General features: G+C 38.2%; 19 protein-coding genes. 16 read left to right on the forward strand and 3 right to left on the reverse strand.

Features of this window, described 5'->3' with window-relative positions:
- The first annotated feature begins 108 nt into the window (after positions 1-108).
- The 9 genes from dnaG to ACWPVF_RS04140 all read left to right on the forward strand — a co-directional run bounded on the left by dnaG (position 109) and on the right by ACWPVF_RS04140 (position 7,752).
- Positions 109-1,869, forward strand: a complete 1,761-nt coding sequence (gene dnaG / locus ACWPVF_RS04100) for a DNA primase (protein WP_414307803.1) — start codon at positions 109-111, stop codon at positions 1,867-1,869.
- A 2-nt stretch (positions 1,870-1,871) separates the two neighbouring features.
- A complete protein-coding gene (gene rpoD / locus ACWPVF_RS04105) occupies positions 1,872-2,981 on the forward strand; it encodes an RNA polymerase sigma factor RpoD (protein ID WP_004252673.1) in 1,110 nt (369 codons plus the stop codon).
- 17 nt (positions 2,982-2,998) lie between these two features.
- Positions 2,999-3,328 (forward strand): metal-sulfur cluster assembly factor, encoded by a 330-nt coding sequence (locus ACWPVF_RS04110; RefSeq protein ID WP_006145447.1) that lies wholly within the window; start codon positions 2,999-3,001, stop codon positions 3,326-3,328.
- A gap of 101 nt (positions 3,329-3,429) precedes the next feature.
- Positions 3,430-4,482, forward strand: coding sequence for a glycosyltransferase family 4 protein (locus ACWPVF_RS04115; RefSeq protein WP_414307802.1), 1,053 nt, complete (start codon positions 3,430-3,432; stop codon positions 4,480-4,482).
- 8 nt (positions 4,483-4,490) lie between these two features.
- The gene (locus tag ACWPVF_RS04120) at positions 4,491-5,807 is read left to right on the forward strand and encodes a glycosyltransferase family 4 protein (RefSeq protein ID WP_454384861.1); all 1,317 of its coding nucleotides are present in this window, start codon (positions 4,491-4,493) and stop codon (positions 5,805-5,807) included.
- 26 nt (positions 5,808-5,833) lie between these two features.
- Positions 5,834-6,025, forward strand: a complete 192-nt coding sequence (locus ACWPVF_RS04125; protein WP_052689745.1) for a PspC domain-containing protein — start codon at positions 5,834-5,836, stop codon at positions 6,023-6,025.
- 29 nt (positions 6,026-6,054) lie between these two features.
- Positions 6,055-6,189 carry a DUF4044 domain-containing protein gene (locus ACWPVF_RS04130; RefSeq protein ID WP_000863850.1) on the forward strand — a complete coding sequence of 45 codons (135 nt, stop codon included), beginning with the start codon at positions 6,055-6,057 and terminating at the stop codon, positions 6,187-6,189.
- Between the two features lie 75 nt (positions 6,190-6,264).
- Positions 6,265-7,575 (forward strand): GTPase ObgE, encoded by a 1,311-nt coding sequence (gene obgE, locus ACWPVF_RS04135; protein WP_414307800.1) that lies wholly within the window; start codon positions 6,265-6,267, stop codon positions 7,573-7,575.
- 9 nt (positions 7,576-7,584) lie between these two features.
- Entirely contained in the window at positions 7,585-7,752 is a 168-nt protein-coding gene (locus tag ACWPVF_RS04140; RefSeq protein WP_414307799.1) for a hypothetical protein, read from the forward strand.
- A 44-nt stretch (positions 7,753-7,796) separates the two neighbouring features.
- Here ACWPVF_RS04140 and ACWPVF_RS04145 read toward each other — a convergent pair whose 3' ends face one another.
- Entirely contained in the window at positions 7,797-10,076 is a 2,280-nt protein-coding gene (locus tag ACWPVF_RS04145; protein ID WP_454384864.1) for a Xaa-Pro dipeptidyl-peptidase, read from the reverse strand.
- A 171-nt stretch (positions 10,077-10,247) separates the two neighbouring features.
- Here ACWPVF_RS04145 and mutY point away from each other — a divergent pair, with 171 nt between their 5' ends.
- From mutY to ACWPVF_RS04180, 7 genes are all read left to right on the forward strand, one after another.
- Complete coding sequence (gene mutY / locus ACWPVF_RS04150; protein ID WP_454384866.1) at positions 10,248-11,405, forward strand: A/G-specific adenine glycosylase; 1,158 nt, start codon at positions 10,248-10,250, stop codon at positions 11,403-11,405.
- Between the two features lie 68 nt (positions 11,406-11,473).
- Positions 11,474-12,178 (forward strand): response regulator YycF, encoded by a 705-nt coding sequence (yycF, locus tag ACWPVF_RS04155; RefSeq protein ID WP_045615876.1) that lies wholly within the window; start codon positions 11,474-11,476, stop codon positions 12,176-12,178.
- Positions 12,171-13,520 (forward strand): cell wall metabolism sensor histidine kinase VicK, encoded by a 1,350-nt coding sequence (gene vicK / locus ACWPVF_RS04160; RefSeq protein WP_414307796.1) that lies wholly within the window; start codon positions 12,171-12,173, stop codon positions 13,518-13,520. The genes yycF and vicK overlap by 8 nt, the downstream gene beginning before the upstream one ends.
- Before the next feature lies 1 nt (position 13,521).
- Positions 13,522-14,331 (forward strand): MBL fold metallo-hydrolase, encoded by an 810-nt coding sequence (locus ACWPVF_RS04165; RefSeq protein ID WP_414307795.1) that lies wholly within the window; start codon positions 13,522-13,524, stop codon positions 14,329-14,331.
- Between the two features lie 89 nt (positions 14,332-14,420).
- The gene (gene relB, locus ACWPVF_RS04170) at positions 14,421-14,663 is read left to right on the forward strand and encodes a type II toxin-antitoxin system RelB family antitoxin (protein WP_223140897.1); all 243 of its coding nucleotides are present in this window, start codon (positions 14,421-14,423) and stop codon (positions 14,661-14,663) included.
- A 1-nt stretch (position 14,664) separates the two neighbouring features.
- Positions 14,665-14,919 (forward strand): type II toxin-antitoxin system RelE family toxin, encoded by a 255-nt coding sequence (locus ACWPVF_RS04175; RefSeq protein WP_045615883.1) that lies wholly within the window; start codon positions 14,665-14,667, stop codon positions 14,917-14,919.
- Between the two features lie 52 nt (positions 14,920-14,971).
- On the forward strand, positions 14,972-15,745 hold the full coding sequence (locus ACWPVF_RS04180; protein WP_454384870.1) for a potassium channel family protein: 774 nt from the start codon (positions 14,972-14,974) through the stop codon (positions 15,743-15,745).
- A 136-nt stretch (positions 15,746-15,881) separates the two neighbouring features.
- Here ACWPVF_RS04180 and ACWPVF_RS04185 read toward each other — a convergent pair whose 3' ends face one another.
- Positions 15,882-16,229: a thioredoxin gene (locus ACWPVF_RS04185; RefSeq protein WP_454384872.1), complete on the reverse strand. Its 348-nt coding sequence runs from the start codon at positions 16,227-16,229 to the stop codon at positions 15,882-15,884.
- A 108-nt stretch (positions 16,230-16,337) separates the two neighbouring features.
- Entirely contained in the window at positions 16,338-18,056 is a 1,719-nt protein-coding gene (locus ACWPVF_RS04190) for a phospho-sugar mutase (protein ID WP_454384874.1), read from the reverse strand.
- Positions 18,057-18,116: the final 60 nt, after the last annotated feature.

Consider the following 18,116-nt stretch of genomic DNA (forward strand, 5'->3'; position numbering starts at 1 on the left):
TTCATAATCTATGAAATAGGAGTATGTAAGGGTATGAAATGGTTTACTTTTTTTCAGAAATAAAGTATACTATATAAAGTAAACTGTGATAAAATGGAGGTATTGTCTATGGTTGACAAGAGAGTCATCGAAGAAATCAAAAACAATACCAATATTGTCGAAATCATAGGAGAAGTAATTTCCTTACAAAAATCTGGACGGAACTTTTTAGGGCTCTGTCCTTTTCATGGTGAAAAGACCCCTTCCTTTAACGTAGTTGAAGATAAGCAGTTTTACCACTGTTTTGGTTGTGGTCGTTCTGGAGATGTCTTTAAATTCATTGAAGAATATCAACAAGTAACTTTTGCTGATGCCGTGAGGATTCTAGGCGAACGTCTTGGGATACATCTTGAAACTCCTGCACACAATACTGCTCAACATACGTCCCCTCATCAAAATCTCTACGATATGCATGACAAGGCTGCACGCTTTTATCATGCAATCCTAATGACGACTAAAATGGGTGAGGAGGCGAGAAACTATCTCTATAAACGTGGCTTGACTGATGATGTCATTAAACACTTTATGATTGGTCTAGCTCCAGCAGAACGCTCTTATCTTTATCAGCGTTTAGCAGACGATTATAGTGAGAAGGACTTGCTGGATTCAGGTCTGTTTTATCTTTCTGAGAGTAATCAATTCTTTGATACCTTCCATAACCGGATTATATTTCCACTCTCAAACGGCCAAGGAAAGGTAATTGCTTTTTCAGGACGGATTTGGCAAGAGACAGATTCTCAAACTGCCAAGTATAAAAATAGTCGGGCGACGGCGATTTTTAACAAGAGTTACGAATTATATCATTTGGATAGGGTAAAAAAAGGCTCAGGTAAGGCTCCTGAAATTTATCTGATGGAAGGCTTTATGGATGTTATTGCAGCCTACCGTGCTGGTATTGAAAATGCAGTAGCTTCCATGGGAACAGCCTTGACTGCTGAACACGTTGAGCATCTCAAACGCTTTACAAAAAAAGTGATTATCACTTATGATGGTGATAAGGCAGGACAAGCAGCAACTGCTAAAGCTCTAGAGGAACTTGGTGATTTACCAGTTCAAATTGTTCAGATTCCAGACGCAATGGACCCTGATGAGTATTTACAAAAGAATTCTCCAGAGGATTTGGCTTATCTTTTATCCAATACTCGAATCAGTCCGATTGAGTTTTACATTCACCATTACAAACCAAGTAATAGTGAAAATCTTCAAGCACAGATTGATTTTATCGAGAAAATTGCACCTCTTATCGTCAAAGAACCTTCTATCACAGCTCAGAACACCTATATTCATTTACTGACTGATCATTTACCATCTTTTGATTATCAACAAGTAGAGCACATTATTAATGAAAGTCGTGTTAGACAGAGACAAGAAAAGGTTAAACAAGTCGTTAATCCGACACCAATTACTATGTCGGTTTCTAAACAATTGACGGCAGTCATGAGAGCTGAAGCGCATATTCTTTATCGTATGATGGAGCACCCCCTTGTGTTGAATGATTATCGTCTGAGAGATGATTTTGTATTTGAAACACCTGAGTTTCAAACCTTGTATGGTCTGCTGATTGATAATGGATCAATCACTTCGGAAGATTTGGCTAACCAGACTAGAGAAGTTGAAAATGCCTGGTACCAAGTGTTATCCTTGGATTTACCTTCTGAAATGTCTCCAGAAGAGTTAAAAGAAGTGGAAGAGTCGAGAAATCGTGCTCTGTTGAATCAAAAAAATCTGCAAATCAAAAAGAAGGTTCAGGAAGCTAGTCATGTAGGTGATACTGAAACTGCTTTAGAAGAGCTTGAACGCTTAATTGTCCAAAAAAGAAGAATGGAGTAAGAATGGCAAAAAAACAAAAAGAAGTAACAACTTTTGATGTCCAAGTCGCTGAGTTTATTCGTAACCATAAGAAAACTGGTACTGCGACAGATGACGAAATCAACAATGTCCTTGTAATCCCTTTTGCTCTTGATGTTGAAGGAATTGAAAACCTTTTGCAACGTATTCAAGATGCTGGTATTGCAATCACTGATAACGAAGGAAATCCAAGTGAGCGTGTCTTAAGTACAGAAGAAGAACCAGAACTCAGTGATGAGGATTTAATTGGTTCTACATCTGCCAAGGTTAACGATCCTGTTCGCATGTATTTGAAAGAAATTGGGGTTGTACCTCTTCTTACAAACGAAGAAGAAAAAGAGTTGGCCCTTGCTGTTGAAGCAGGCGATGTTGAAGCTAAGCAACGTCTAGCAGAAGCTAACCTTCGTTTGGTTGTGTCTATCGCGAAACGTTATGTTGGACGTGGCATGCAATTCCTTGACTTAATCCAAGAGGGGAACATGGGGCTTATGAAAGCCGTTGATAAATTTGACTACTCTAAAGGGTTCAAATTCTCAACTTATGCAACTTGGTGGATCCGTCAGGCTATTACCCGTGCCATTGCTGACCAAGCTCGTACCATCCGTATCCCAGTTCACATGGTAGAAACCATCAACAAGCTAGTTCGTGAACAACGTAATCTTCTTCAAGAGTTAGGACAAGATCCTACTCCTGAGCAAATTGCAGAACGTATGGATATGACACCTGATAAGGTTCGTGAAATTCTTAAGATTGCTCAAGAACCAGTTTCTCTAGAAACGCCTATTGGTGAAGAAGATGATAGCCATCTTGGTGACTTTATCGAAGATGAAGTGATTGAAAATCCAGTTGACTACACAACTCGTATCGTTTTGCGCGAACAGTTAGATGAAGTTTTGGATACTCTTACAGATCGTGAAGAAAATGTTCTTCGTCTTCGTTTTGGTCTTGATGATGGGAAAATGCGTACGCTAGAAGATGTGGGTAAAGTCTTCAACGTTACTCGTGAGCGTATTCGTCAAATTGAGGCAAAAGCTTTGAGAAAACTTCGCCAGCCAAGTCGTAGCAAACCGCTTCGTGACTTTATCGAGGATTAAGACAGAGGAGACTGAATATGGCGTACACTGAAGAGCAAATTGAAAACATCAAAACACGGATTTTGACAGCACTAGAAGAAGTTATCGACCCAGAATTAGGAATCGATATCGTCAACTTAGGTCTTATTTATGAGATTCGTTTTGATGGTGATACAGGAGATACAGAGATCGATATGACTTTGACAACTATGGGTTGTCCTTTGGCAGATCTCTTAACTGATCAGATTTATGATGCTATGACAGACGTTCCAGAAGTTACCAATGTTGAAGTTAAATTAGTTTGGTATCCAGCTTGGACGGTTGAAAAAATGAGTCGCTATGCGCGCATTGCTTTAGGAATTAAGTAGAAACATATCAAAAAGAGAAATAGTATAATTGTCAGGAATTTCCCTAGCTTTTATGCTATCTCTCTTTTAATTTGCTGATTTTCTTTCAAGAAAATGATATAATGGATAGTATGGAAAAAGAGAAATTACGCATCAATATGCTAAGTTCAAGTGAAAAGGTAGCAGGCCAAGGTGTTTCAGGAGCTTACCGTGAACTTGTGCAACTTTTGAAACGTGATGCGAAAGACCAACTAATTGTAACGGAGAATCTTCCTGTAGAAGCTGATGTTACCCATTTTCATACAATCGATCTTCCTTATTATTTGTCAACATTCCAAAAGAAGCGTTCTGGCCGCAGAATTGGTTATGTCCACTTCTTGCCGGATACCTTAGAAGGTAGCTTGAAGATACCATTCTTCCTAAAAGGAATCGTGAAGCGATACGTATTTTCCTTTTATGACCGTATGGAACATTTGGTTGTTGTCAATCCTACTTTCATTGAAGACTTGGTTGCAGCTGGGATTCCCCGTGAAAAAGTAACCTATATCCCTAACTTTGTGAATAAAGAAAAATGGCATCCACTTCCGGCAGAAGAAGTAAGTAAACTTCGACATGACATGGGGTTGAACGAAAATCAATTTGTGGTCGTAGGAGCAGGGCAGGTTCAAAAGCGTAAGGGAATTGATGATTTCATTACACTTGCTGAAGAGTTACCAGATATTACCTTTATTTGGGCTGGTGGCTTCTCTTTTGGTGGTATCACGGATGGTTATGAGCGTTATAAAAAAATCATGGATAATCCTCCAAAAAATTTAATTTTCCCTGGGATTGTTGCGCCAGAACGAATGAGAGAACTCTATGCTTTAGCTGATTTGTTCTTACTTCCTAGTTATAACGAGCTCTTTCCAATGACTATTCTAGAAGCTGCGAGTTGTGAAGCACCCATTATGCTTCGAGATTTAGATCTTTATAAGGTCATTCTAGAAGGAAATTACAGACCAACCACTGATGTGGAAGAAATGAAAGAAGCTATTTTGGAATACAGAGCGCATCCAGAAGCACTAAAAGAATTAAAAGAGAGGGCTAAGGCTATTTCAAAAGAATACTCAGAAGAGCATCTCTTAGAAATCTGGCTTAAATTCTATCGGGAGCAAGCAGCTTTAGGAAAAAAATGAGGTAGTATATGCGAATTGGATTATTTACAGATACTTATTTCCCACAGGTCTCGGGTGTTGCGACCAGTATTCGAACCTTAAAAACTGAGCTTGAGAAGCAAGGGCATGCAGTCTTTATCTTTACGACAACTGATAAGGATGTCAATCGCTATGAAGACTGGCAGATTATCCGTATTCCAAGTGTTCCTTTCTTTGCCTTTAAAGATCGTCGTTTCGCTTACCGTGGATTTACAAAAGCTCTTGAGATTGCTAAGCAATACAAACTTGATATTATTCATACGCAAACTGAGTTTTCTCTAGGTTTGTTAGGAATATGGATTGCACGAGAATTGAAAATTCCAGTTATTCATACCTATCATACCCAGTATGAGGATTATGTCCATTATATTGCTAAGGGGATGTTGATTCGTCCAGGTATGGTTAAGTTCCTTGTCCGTGGTTTTCTTTATGACGTTGATGGGGTTATTTGCCCAAGTGAAATCGTGCGAGACCTTCTATCAGATTATAAGGTCAAAGTTGAAAAGCGTGTTATTCCTACAGGGATTGAGCTAGCCAAGTTTGAACGACCTGAGATTGGACCAGAACATATCGCAGACTTACGTGATAAATTAGGCATTAAGGTAGATGAAAAGATGCTTCTAAGTCTTTCTCGAGTTTCTTATGAGAAGAATATTCAAGCAGTTCTTAAAGCTTTACCAGATGTCCTAAAAGAAGAACAAAATGTAAAATTGGTGGTAGCTGGTGATGGTCCATTTCTGAAAAATCTCAAGGAGCAAGCAGAGGATTTACAAATTCAAGATTCTGTTATCTTTACGGGTATGATACCGCCAAATGAGACGGCACTCTTTTATAAGGCAGCTGATTTCTTCATATCAGCTTCTACAAGTGAGACTCAGGGATTAACTTATCTTGAAAGTTTAGCTAGTAAGACACCTGTTATTGCCCATGGTAATCCTTATTTGGATAATCTCATCAGTGATAAAATGTTCGGAACCCTTTATTATGAGGAAAGGGACTTGGCAGGAGCGATTCTTGAAGCCTTACTTGCTACACCGTCAATGGATGAAAAACACTTGGCTGAAAAATTATATGAAATTTCTGCTGAGAATTTTGCTAGAAGAGTCCATGAATTTTATCTAGACGTTATTATTTCAAATAATTTTGCCAAAGAAACAGGGGCTGACGAACCTGTTACAAAACGTATTTTAAAGACAGTCTTCTATATCCCGCAACAGGCTGTTACTATGCCAGTTAAAGGTTCGAAGCGTATGCTTAAGGCATCTAGAAAACAATTAAGAAATTTAAGAAAATATATAAATGATTAATCGAATCAAAGAAAGGAAATAAAAATATGAAAAAGAAATTTATGAGAAGTGGTAGAGATCAAAAAATCGGTGGTGTATGCGCTGGTTTAGCTAATTATTTTGATATCGACCCTACAATCGTACGTGTTATTTGGGGAGTTTTAGCTTTCTGTTATGGTGCTGGACTTATTGCTTATTTAATCTTGTGGGCAATCGCTCCTGTATCAGATGAATATTAAGAACAGAGTATTAGAGTAAAGGAGAAAAAATGGCATTCGGTGATAATGGTAAACGTAAAAAAACTTTCTTTGAAAAACTAACAATGTTTGTCGTATTAATCATGTTGTTTGTTACTTTAGCAGGTATTTTTGCGACTGCAATTGGTGTATTTAGCAGATTCTAGATTGCTAGTTGTAGGATTTATTTCAAATAATTGGTGACTGGGATTTCCCAGCCCTTTTTAAAGTGAGAAGAGAATATGAGTATGTTTTTAGACACAGCCAAGATTAAAGTAAAGGCTGGTAATGGTGGCGATGGCATGGTTGCCTTTCGTCGTGAAAAATATGTCCCTAACGGTGGACCTTGGGGCGGTGATGGAGGACGTGGTGGTAACGTTGTTTTCGTTGTAGACGAAGGTTTACGTACTCTTATGGACTTCCGTTACAATCGTCATTTCAAAGCCCAATCAGGTGAAAAAGGAATGACAAAAGGGATGCACGGTAGAGGGGCAGAAGACTTAATTGTCCGTGTACCTCAGGGGACAACTGTGCGTGATGCTGAGACTGGAAAAGTCATCACTGATTTGATTGAGAATGGTCAAGAGTTTATTGTAGCTCATGGTGGACGTGGTGGACGTGGAAATATCCGTTTTGCAACACCAAAAAATCCTGCGCCAGAAATCTCAGAAAATGGAGAACCAGGTCAGGAACGTGAATTACAACTAGAGCTTAAAATCCTTGCTGATGTTGGTTTAGTTGGCTTCCCATCTGTCGGCAAATCAACCCTACTTAGTGTCATCACATCTGCAAAACCTAAGATCGGTGCCTACCACTTTACAACAATTGTTCCTAATCTTGGTATGGTTCGTACTCAATCAGGGGAGTCCTTTGCAGTAGCAGACCTTCCTGGATTGATTCAAGGTGCTAGTCAAGGTGTCGGCCTAGGAACTCAGTTCTTGCGTCATATCGAGCGTACCCGCGTTATCTTGCATATCATTGATATGTCTGCCAGTGAAGGACGTGATCCTTACGAGGATTATCTAGCGATTAATAAGGAACTTGAATCTTACAATCTTCGTCTGATGGAGCGTCCGCAAATCATTGTTGCCAACAAGATGGATATGCCAGAGAGTCAGGAAAACCTTGAAGAGTTCAAGAAAAAATTGGCTGCTAATTATGATGAATTTGAAGAATTACCGCCAATCTTCCCAATCTCAGGTTTGACCAAGCAAGGTCTTGCACCTTTATTAGATGCAACGGCAGAACTTCTTGATAAGACGCCAGAATTTCCAATTTACGACGAATCAGAAATGGAAGAAGAAGCATATTATGGCTTTGATGAAGAAGAAAAACCATTTGAGATTGGTCGTGATGATGATGCAACATGGGTTCTTTCCGGTGAAAAACTCATGAAACTCTTTAACATGACTAATTTTGACCGCGATGAGTCTGTTATGAAGTTTGCCCGTCAGTTGCGTGGAATGGGTGTAGATGAAGCTCTTCGTGCTCGTGGCGCTAAGGACGGCGACCTTGTTCGTATTGGTAAATTTGAGTTTGAGTTTGTAGACTAGGAGAAAGCTATGGGGGATAAACCAATATCTTTCCGAGATGCTGACGGAAATTTTGTTTCAGCTGCTGATGTTTGGAATGAAAAGAAGTTAGAAGAACTTTTTAATCGACTCAATCCAAATAGGGCTCTGAGACTAGCTAGAACCAAGAATCAAGCAGAAGGAAAAAAATCAGAATAAAAGAACCCGTGATATTTATTATCACGGGTTTTATAATTAACTAACTACTTTTGATAAGGAATTTCTAGACTAGACTGAGCAAGGTCCACAGTTAATTGATAATCTGTATTGTCACGTACCGTAATCTCAAAATCAGTAGTATAGAGTACAAGACGAAGAGTATCACCATCTTTGAGCTTGTAAATAGTTGGTTGTAGTTCAAATTGGAATTCCATCCATTCATCAGGCTTAACTTCCTCAATTTTCAGTAGATCATGACGATTTTGAAGATTGATATAGCCTTTTGTAATAACACGCTGAGCATTTGGAGTAAATGGAAGTTCACAAATATTTTCAAGCATGTGGTAACGACCGTTATCAATAGTACGAGCAGCCAAAACTCCTGGATATGGTTGTAAGTATTTCTTTTGACCAAGTTCGAGAAGTTGAGCAGAAAGTAAGCCTTTGTTTGTACTTGACTTGAGTCGAAGGTTCAGTTTAACACGCCCATTGATATGAAGGTCTTCAGTCACTGGAAGATCAATGGTAATCTGATTCACCTTACCTTGATAAAGTTCATTGTTAAAGGTTTGGTAAGTCTTTCCAAAACGTTCGAAGTCAGAATCTTGATAATGATTTTCAATGACAGCTTCCTCAGTACCTAAAGAGAAAGCTTTATAGTCAGTTTGATTTCCAAAATCTTCAAGAGCTAGCCAGGTTTGTGGAATAGTGTTATCTTGCCAAACGACTCTTGGAAGCTGGTAATCAGTTTCTTGCCCCAATAATTTCTGTGTTAAAAGAGCATTCATGGATTCACGGAAATCAATAGACTGCCAGTTGTTCATATAAACATGAGCCCCGTTATGATAAAAGAGGTGTTTATTAATATTGCTTGGAAGAGCATTGAACATTTGATAGACATGTAGTGGTTTGACATTCCAGTCTTGTGAACCGTGAGTAAAGACAACTTCAGCCTTAACCTTAGAAGCGTTAAGAAGGTAGTTTCTGTCATGCCAAAATTGGTTATAATCTCCAGTTTTACGGTCTAGATTTTTCTTCAGTTCTTCTATGGATTTTTTATGAGCCTCGTTTCCTCGGATATAGTCACCAGCTAAGAGGTTACGAGAATAAGTTAATTCATCTAATGAATCGAAGTCCTCCCCAGGATAGCCACCTGGGCTTGTCACAAGACCATTTTCACGGTAATAGTTGTACCATGATGAGATACCTGCTTCAGCAATAATGACTTCTAAACCATCAACTCCTGTAGTAGCCAGACCATTAGACATTGTTCCTAGGTAAGAAAGTCCAGTAGTTGCTACTTTACCATTTGACCAGTCAGCTTTTACTTGACGTTCACGACTATGGTCTGTGAAGGCACGGCATCGACCATTGAGCCAATCAATGACATTTTTATAAGCTTCGACTTGTCGGTAGTCACCATTGGTCATTTGACCTTGAGAATCCTTGGTACCAAGACCGGATACATAGATATTTGCAAATCCTCTTGGAAGGAAGTAGTCGTTAAGTGTGTAACTACTATTGATATGAGTGAGCTTTTCTTCAGCATCAGAAACGAGTGCTGCGTCCCCAACTGGTTCAACCAAGTCTAGGGTTGGCTTATCTAGCGTAATTTCATGTGGTTCCTTGACTTCTAGCACAGCTTCCATCTTGTAAAGGGCTTTATCGCTAGCCTTATCATTGGTTCCTTGATGGTAAGGACTTGCCGTCATAACAGATGGGATCTTCCCATTGTATGCTGGACGAATAATGTTTACCTTAATGAGATCAGGCAGACCATCCTTGTCAGAGTCAACGCGAGTTTCTACATAAACAACTTCACGAATGACATTGTTTGCAGAAAAGGTTGCCAAACTCTTACCATTGAAGTAGTGGTAGTTATTGTCCTCAGGAATAAGACCATCACTCACCAAATGGTCAATCAAGGTATTTCCCTTTTTAGTGCGCGTGTTAAGGAGTTGATAGAGATTATCAATCAAATTTCCGTAAACAATTGGGAATGCTGTATCTTCATGAAAAGCAATACTATCTTCAAAGTCTACTAAGTAACTGAATCCAAGTAACTGGAATGCTACAGTATAGAAAATCTCTGCAGTTAAATCACGTTCTGAATTGAAGAAAGTGAGCAGATCAGTTTCTTTATCAACTGCTAGAGCGGAAAGTGGATAATCGGTATTTTTGTAATTGAAAAAACAAGTTCTAACAAAGGTTTCAAACTGTTCTTTATGTGAAGCTGATAGATCAAGTTTAAAGCCAAGATCAGATAATTCCTTTAGTGCTTGTTGATTTGTAACGGGATAATAACTAAATTGATTAAAACGCATTGATATCTCCTTTAAAGATTCATTCAAAAGTCATTATATCAAAAAAATATGGAAAATGACAGAAACAGTTGATAGATATGTGATAGGCGAGTGAAAAGAATCATATGTGGCTAGTATAAAGCCTTATTTCCATTTTTTGAGTATCTTATAAGGATATGCTATACTAGATATATGTTAGATTTGGAGAAATATGGCGTATTTATGTGGGAAGAGGAGAGGATTCTCTCTTTCCGACAAAAATTATTAGCTTGGTATGATGAAAATAAGCGGGACTTACCTTGGAGAAGAAGTAAAAATCCTTATCATATCTGGGTGTCTGAAATCATGTTGCAGCAGACCAGAGTCGATACCGTCATTCCCTATTACGAACGTTTTTTAGAATGGTTTCCAACTGTAGAGAGTTTAGCAACTGCACCTGAAGAACGCTTGTTAAAGGCTTGGGAAGGTCTTGGTTATTATTCTCGTGTTCGTAATATGCAAGTAGCAGCTCAACAGATTATGAATGAATTTAACGGAGAGTTTCCTTCAACTTACGAAGGTATTTCAAGTTTGAAGGGGATTGGTCCTTATACGTCTGGCGCTATTGCAAGCATTGCTTTTAATTTACCGCAACCAGCAGTTGATGGGAATGTCATGCGTGTTCTGGCTCGTCTATTTGAAGTCAAACACGATATTGGCAATCCAAGCAATCGTAAAATATTTCAAGCTATGACGGAAATTTTGATTGATCCTGATCGTCCAGGTGATTTTAACCAAGCTTTGATGGATTTAGGTTCTGATATCGAATCACCAGTTAATCCTAGGCCAGAAGATAGTCCAGTTAAAGATTTTAGTGCTGCCTACCAAAATGGAACAATGGATCGCTATCCCATTAAAGCACCAAAGAAAAAACCCGTTCCCATTTATCTTAATGCTTTAGTGGTACAAAATGGGAAAGGACAGTTTTTACTAGAAAAGAATGAAAGTGAAAAGTTACTCGCTGGATTTTGGCATTTCCCCTTGATTGAGGTAGATGAATTTTCAAAAAATGAAGAACTAAATCTCTTTAATCAGGTAGCTGAACCATCTATTCAACTTGGGCCATCACCGCAAGAAAGTTTTAAGCAGGATTATGATTTAGAAGTTGAGTGGCAGGATAGTCATTTCGAAGAAGTCAAACATATCTTTAGCCATCGAAAGTGGCATGTCCGAATCCTAGCCGGGCAGGTAGTTGAGAGTAAAGAATATAGTGACAAAGAAGTTGTTTGGTTAACTCCAGATGAGTTTGACCTCTACCCACTAGCAAAACCTCAGCATAAAATTTGGCAAGAGTATTCAAAAAGATGCTGACAACACTAGTCTTTCGTGTCTTCTTTGCATTTTTTTGGTATAATTGATACAAGGAAAAAGGTGACTATATGAAAAAAATATTGATTGTAGATGATGAAAAACCAATCTCAGATATTATTAAGTTTAATATGACCAAGGAAGGCTACGAAGTTGTTACAGCCTTTAATGGACGTGAAGCGATTGAACTGTTTGAAGCTGAAAAACCTGATATTATTATTTTGGACTTGATGCTTCCAGAAATTGATGGTCTTGAAGTGGCTAAAACGATTCGAAAGACAAGTAGTGTTCCAATTATCATGCTTTCAGCAAAAGATAGTGAGTTTGATAAGGTTATTGGCCTTGAGCTTGGCGCGGATGATTATGTGACTAAGCCATTTTCAAATCGTGAGCTACAGGCGCGTGTTAAAGCTTTACTCCGTCGTACGGAGTTAGTAGCAGTGGATAACCAAGAGGAAGATGCTAAGTTACAAAGCCTTCAAATTGGTGATTTAGAGATTCTTCCAGATGCTTATGTGGCAAAAAAATATGGGGAAGAATTAGACTTAACCCACAGAGAATTTGAATTGTTGCATCACTTAGCTTCTCATCTTGGTCAAGTTATTACCCGCGAACATCTCCTTGAGACGGTTTGGGGCTATGATTATTTTGGTGATGTTCGTACTGTCGATGTTACCATTAGACGTCTACGTGAGAAGATTGAAGACACACCAAGTAGACCTGAATATATCTTAACTCGTCGTGGTGTGGGTTATTATATGAGAAATAATGATTGATATAATTAAACAAACAATTTTAACCAGAGATTTCGTCTTTGTACTCATATTAATTGGTTTTATTATGCTTGTTAGCTTTCTCTTGCTTGAAGGCCGTAGAGATAATATTCGACTCAAACAGTTAAATCAAAAGATTAAAGATTTAATTGCTGGTGATTATTCTCAGGTATTAGATATGCAGGGGAATACTGAAATCACTAACATTACGAATAACTTAAATGATTTGTCTGAAGTAATTCGTCTAACTCAAGAAAACCTTGAGCAGGAAAGTAAAAGATTGCATAGTATCTTGTCTTATATGACAGATGGAGTTTTAGCCACCAATCGACGTGGTCAAATCACGATGATTAACGATATGGCTAAAAGACAACTTGGAGTTGAAAGTGATGACGCGCTCAATCAAAACATTTTAGAGTTGCTCAAGATTGAAGATGAGTACGAGCTTAGAGACTTAATTACGCAAAGTCCTGAAATGATGATTTATTCCCAAAATGTAAATGGGGAGTATATTAGTTTGCGTGTGCGTTTTGCCTTGATTCGTAGAGAATCCGGCTTTATCTCTGGTTTGGTAGCAGTTCTACATGATACGACTGAACAAGAGAAGGAAGAACGCGAGAGAAGGCTTTTCGTTTCCAACGTTAGTCATGAATTGCGAACTCCATTGACCAGTGTAAAATCTTACCTAGAGGCCTTGGATGAGGGTGCATTATATGAACCTGTTGCTCCTGATTTTATCAAAGTATCTTTAGTTGAGACCAACCGTATGATGCGAATGGTGACGGACCTCTTGCATCTTTCGCGTATTGATAATGCAACTAGCCATTTAGATGTTGAATTGATTAACTTTACAGCTTTCATTACGTTTATCCTAAATCGTTTCGACAAGATACGATCCCAGGATCAAGAAAAGAAATACGAGTTAGTTCGAGATTATCCGATTACATCGGTCTGGATTGAAATTGATACAGACAAGATGACTCAGGTAATAGATAATATTCTCAACAATGCCATCAAGTATTCTCCTGATGGTGGGAAAATTACGGTTAGCATGAAGACAACTGATGATCAGATGATTTTATCTATTTCCGATCAAGGACTTGGGATTCCTAAAGAAGATTTACCGAAGATTTTTGACCGTTTTTACAGGGTTGATAAGGCTAGAAGTCGTGCCCAAGGTGGTACTGGTTTGGGTCTTGCGATAGCAAAAGAAATCATCAAACAACACAATGGATTTATCTGGGCCAAGAGTGAATATGGCAAGGGCTCTACTTTTACTATCGTACTTCCATACGATAAGGATGCTGTGAAAGAAGAGATTTGGGAGGATGAACTAGAAGACTAGAATGAGTGATATCGGTTTTAAATATAGTATTTTAGCATCGGGTTCTAGTGGTAATTCCTTCTATCTAGAAACCCCAAAGAAAAAGATTTTAGTAGACGCAGGATTATCTGGCAAAAAAATCACAAGCTTATTGGCTGAGATTAACCGTAAGCCAGAAGATTTGGATGCTATCTTAATTACGCATGAACATGCTGACCATATCCACGGTGTTGGAGTCTTGGCGCGTAAATATGGCATGGATCTCTATGCTAACGAGAAGACATGGCAAGCTATGGAAAATAGTAAGTATCTAGGTAAAGTTGACTCGACTCAAAAGCATATTTTTGAGATGGGAAAAACTAAAACCTTTGGTGATATTGATATTGAGAGTTTTGGCGTTAGTCACGATGCAGCCGCTCCCCAGTTTTATCGCTTTATGAAGGACGATAAAAGTTTTGTCATGCTGACAGATACAGGTTATGTCAGTGATCGTATGGCTGGTATTGTTGAAAATGCAGATGGCTATCTCATTGAGTCCAATCATGATGTAGAGATACTCCGAGCTGGATCTTATGCTTGGCGACTCAAACAACGGATTCTGTCCGATCTTGGTCATCTCTCAAACGAGGATGGAGCGGATGCCATGATTCGCACACTTGGGAATCGTACTAAGAAGATTTATCTAGGCCATTTGTCTAAGGAGAATAATATCAAGGAACTGGCCCACATGACCATGGTCAACCAGCTAGCTCAAGCAGACCTGGGAGTAGGAGTAGACTTTCAAGTTTACGATACTTCACCAGACACTGCAACACCATTGACGGAGATATAGCAAGGAACGCCGAGAGGTGTTCTTTTTATCTTGACTGAGCTCTTAAAAAGTAATACAATAGTGTTACCAATAGTTATAGGAGAAGAAACATGACGACTATTACATTAAAAGTTTCCGAAGCAGATAAAACATTTATGAAAGCAATGGCTAAGTTTGAAGGAGTTTCTCTCTCAGAGTTGATACGGACAAAAACTTTAGAAGCTTTAGAGGATGAATATGATGCTCGTGTAGCAGATTTAGCTTATCAAGAGTATTTAGAAGATTTGGAAAAAGGGCTTAAACCCATTACTTGGGAAGAAATGATGCATGATCTAGGTCTGGAGGAAGATTAACTTGTATAAGCTAGTTCCAACAAGACGATTTATTAAACAACTAAAGAAATTAGATCGTTATACACAAATATTAATTACAAAGTATCTAGAAAATAACGTTTTAGAGGATCCAAGACGGCATGGGAAAGCTTTGGTGGGGAATCGAGGTGGTCAATGGAGGTACCGGATTGGTAATTATCGAGTTATTGTGCAAATTGTAGATGATGAACTGATAGTCTCTACTCTGGAAGTTGGTCATCGTAGAGATATTTATTAGAAATCCCATTAAACTATTTTATTTAATTATTATAACAAGAGGAGTTTACAGATTGCAGAACAAGTGGAAGATAAAGGCCTATTACGATACTAGTATTATAATATTAGCTTTAATATCAGTTGTTTTAGTCATACTTGGTTTTACAGATTTAATTGATCTTGAGAAACCTCCATACAGTATTGTAGACTTAGTCATATGGTTTGTTTTTCTTGTCGATTATATTTGGAGATTTAGTATTTCCAAAAGTAAATGGTCATTTATTATAAACAACATTTTTGACTTGCTTGCAATTCTGCCTTTGAATGCTATTTTTACAGTTTTTCGTTTGGGGAGGATCTTCCGTCTTGCACGCTTAACAAAGTTAGTAAAACTAACTCGGTTATTAAGAATTATAGGTCTTACTGGCAAATTAGAGAAAAAGCTAAAAATTTTTCTAAGAACAAATGGATTAATTTACATTCTGTATGTCAATTTTTTTATCGTTCTAGTTGGTAGTTCGATCTTATCAGTTGTTGAAGAGAAGTCATTTTCTGATAGTGTATGGTGGTCACTTGTTACAGTTACAACTGTTGGATATGGGGATATTGTACCGAGTAGCCTATTTGGGAAATGGCTAGCTGTATTATTGATGCTAGTTGGAATTGGAACAATAGGAATGCTAACAAGTTCTTTAACTAATTTTTTTGTTAAGGATGAATCTAAAACTCAAATAAATCTTGATAAACTTTATAAGGAAATTGAGAATCAAAGACAATTAATAGAATCACAAGATAAGAAGCTTGAAGAGTTGAATCAGATGGTTAAAGAATTGCTGAAAAAATGTTAGCAAACAAATAGTTTTTCAACAGTCTATAAAATCAAAAAACGCATAATATCAGGAGTTCATAAACCTTGATATTATGCGTTTTAACATGAAATAAATTATTGGATTATCTCCTAAAATTAAATCTAAACTAAATTTCTTACAAACCAGCAAATTCTTTGATTTCTTGTGCTGTCATAGAAGAATCACAACGAACCTTGATTTCTCCATTAGCAACATGTACGAATCCAGGTACTGTAGTGATTTCATAACGTGAGCGGAAGTCTTGCAATGTATCGAGCTGGCTTGGCTCTTCGCTGTTAATGAAGTAGATATGTGCTTTTGTTTCGGCAATGACACCAGCTAAAGTTCCGGCAAATTTACGGCAGTAAGGACAAGATTTACGGCCGATAAAGAAAGTTGCAGTTTCTTTTTTATCAAGGGCTTCTTGCGCACGAGCTACAGTTGTAACTTCGAGATCTTTAATATCTTCTAAGAATTGTTCCATGAGTTTACCTCGCTTTCATTGATAAATCTAGTATGCCATAAAGTTTTTAAAAATGCTTAGATTTGATACGAAAAAAGATGAGATAGTCTATCTCATCTTTTTAAGTTGTTATTTTACAAAAGCGTTGATTTCAGCTTCAATGTTTGCAATTTTAGTTTGTGAATCTTCGTTGCTTTCACCAACCACTGCAATATAGAATTTAATTTTTGGTTCAGTACCTGAAGGACGAACAGCAATCCAAGAACCATCCGCAAGTGTGTATTTCAATACATCACTTGGAGGAGTAGTTAAAGCTGTAACTGTTCCATCAGCGGCAGTAGATGTTTGAGCTTTAAAGTCTTCAACAACAGTAATTGCTGTATTATTGAATTCTTTTGGACCCTTGTCACGGAATTCAGCCATAATTGCTTTGATTTGTTCAGCACCGTCAACACCAGAAAGAGTAACAGAGATTGTCTTTTCAGCATAGTATCCGTACTCTTTGTAGATTTCTTCGATGCCGTCAGCAAGAGTCAAACCACGAGAGCGGTAGTAGGCAGCAAGTTCAGCAACAACAAGAACAGCTTGAATCGCATCTTTATCACGTACGAATGGTTTAATCAAGTAACCGAAGCTTTCTTCAAATCCCATCATGTAAGTGTGATTGTGTTTTTCTTCGAATTCTTGAATCTTTTCAGCGATAAATTTGAAACCAGTCAAGACGTTGAACATAGTTGCGCCGTAGCTTTCAGCAATCTTAGTTACCAAGTCAGTTGATACGATAGATTTGCAAAGAGCTGCATTCTCTGGAAGTGTCCCAGCATTTTTGTGGGCTTCTAAGATGTACTTAGCCATGATAGCACCGATTTGGTTACCTGAAAGGTTGAGGTAGCTACCGTCTTTTTGAAGAACTTCAACACCGACACGGTCAGCGTCAGGGTCAGTTGCAACAAGAACATCAGCTCCAACTTGACGACCAAGCTCCTCAGCAAGGGCAAAGGCTGCTTGACTTTCAGGGTTTGGAGATTTAACAGTAGAGAAATCTGGATCTGGTGTTGCTTGAGCTTCAACAACCTGAACAGAGTCAAATCCTGCTTGAGCAAGAGCACGACGAGCCAACATTTCACCAGTACCATGAAGAGGAGTATAGACAATCTTCATGTCTTTACCAAACTCTTCAATCAACGCAGGGTTGATATTTACGTCTTTAACTTCTTTGAGGTATTCGGTGTCGACTGCTTCGCCAATAACTTCAATCAAACCAGAGGCTTTTTCTGCTTCTACATTAGCAACTTCAACAGCAAATGGATTTTCGATAGCACGGATGTAGGTAGTCAAAGCGTCCGCATCATGTGGAGGCATTTGGCCACCATCTTCACCGTAAACCTTGTAACCATTAAATGGAGCAGGGTTGTGACTGGCAGTAATCATGATACCTGCGAAGCAGTTAAGGTGACGAACAGCAAATGAAAGTTCTGGAGTTGGACGGAGACTTTCAAAGACATAAGATTTAATACCGTGTTTTGCAAGAACAGCTGCAGATTCAAAGGCAAATTCTGGAGAGAAGTGACGGCTATCGTAAGCAATAGCTACACCACGTTCTTTTTCGTTCCCACCTTTAGATTCGATCAAATGAGCCAAACCTTCAGTTGCTTGACGGACTACATAGATGTTAATACGGTTTGTACCTGCACCAATCAATCCGCGCATACCAGCTGTACCGAATTCAAGATTAGTATAGAAGGCGTCTTCCTTTGTTTTTTCATCCATATTTTCTAAATCTTGACGAAGGTAGTCAGGAAGTTCTGCAAAATCTACCCATTTTTGGTAATTTTCTTGATAAGTCATAGGAAATCTCCTTTATTATATATTCTAATCGGCTTCATTATACCATGAAATGAAGTTTTA

Source organism: Streptococcus sp. Marseille-Q7087, from assembly GCF_965111935.1.

What these genes read in the sequence shown, in the direction of transcription:
- ACWPVF_RS04190 (WP_454384874.1), bottom strand. Translation starts at nt 18,056, where the DNA reads ATGACTTATCAAGAAAATTACCAAAAATGGGTAGATTTTGCAGAACTT.
- ACWPVF_RS04125 (WP_052689745.1), top strand. Translation starts at nt 5,834, where the DNA reads ATGAAAAAGAAATTTATGAGAAGTGGTAGAGATCAAAAAATCGGTGGT.
- ACWPVF_RS04185 (WP_454384872.1), bottom strand. Translation starts at nt 16,229, where the DNA reads ATGGAACAATTCTTAGAAGATATTAAAGATCTCGAAGTTACAACTGTA.
- obgE (WP_414307800.1), top strand. Translation starts at nt 6,265, where the DNA reads ATGAGTATGTTTTTAGACACAGCCAAGATTAAAGTAAAGGCTGGTAAT.
- mutY (WP_454384866.1), top strand. Translation starts at nt 10,248, where the DNA reads ATGTTAGATTTGGAGAAATATGGCGTATTTATGTGGGAAGAGGAGAGG.
- vicK (WP_414307796.1), top strand. Translation starts at nt 12,171, where the DNA reads ATGATTGATATAATTAAACAAACAATTTTAACCAGAGATTTCGTCTTT.
- ACWPVF_RS04145 (WP_454384864.1), bottom strand. Translation starts at nt 10,076, where the DNA reads ATGCGTTTTAATCAATTTAGTTATTATCCCGTTACAAATCAACAAGCA.
- rpoD (WP_004252673.1), top strand. Translation starts at nt 1,872, where the DNA reads ATGGCAAAAAAACAAAAAGAAGTAACAACTTTTGATGTCCAAGTCGCT.
- ACWPVF_RS04120 (WP_454384861.1), top strand. Translation starts at nt 4,491, where the DNA reads ATGCGAATTGGATTATTTACAGATACTTATTTCCCACAGGTCTCGGGT.
- ACWPVF_RS04130 (WP_000863850.1), top strand. Translation starts at nt 6,055, where the DNA reads ATGGCATTCGGTGATAATGGTAAACGTAAAAAAACTTTCTTTGAAAAA.
- ACWPVF_RS04140 (WP_414307799.1), top strand. Translation starts at nt 7,585, where the DNA reads ATGGGGGATAAACCAATATCTTTCCGAGATGCTGACGGAAATTTTGTT.
- dnaG (WP_414307803.1), top strand. Translation starts at nt 109, where the DNA reads ATGGTTGACAAGAGAGTCATCGAAGAAATCAAAAACAATACCAATATT.
- yycF (WP_045615876.1), top strand. Translation starts at nt 11,474, where the DNA reads ATGAAAAAAATATTGATTGTAGATGATGAAAAACCAATCTCAGATATT.
- ACWPVF_RS04165 (WP_414307795.1), top strand. Translation starts at nt 13,522, where the DNA reads ATGAGTGATATCGGTTTTAAATATAGTATTTTAGCATCGGGTTCTAGT.
- ACWPVF_RS04115 (WP_414307802.1), top strand. Translation starts at nt 3,430, where the DNA reads ATGGATAGTATGGAAAAAGAGAAATTACGCATCAATATGCTAAGTTCA.
- relB (WP_223140897.1), top strand. Translation starts at nt 14,421, where the DNA reads ATGACGACTATTACATTAAAAGTTTCCGAAGCAGATAAAACATTTATG.
- ACWPVF_RS04110 (WP_006145447.1), top strand. Translation starts at nt 2,999, where the DNA reads ATGGCGTACACTGAAGAGCAAATTGAAAACATCAAAACACGGATTTTG.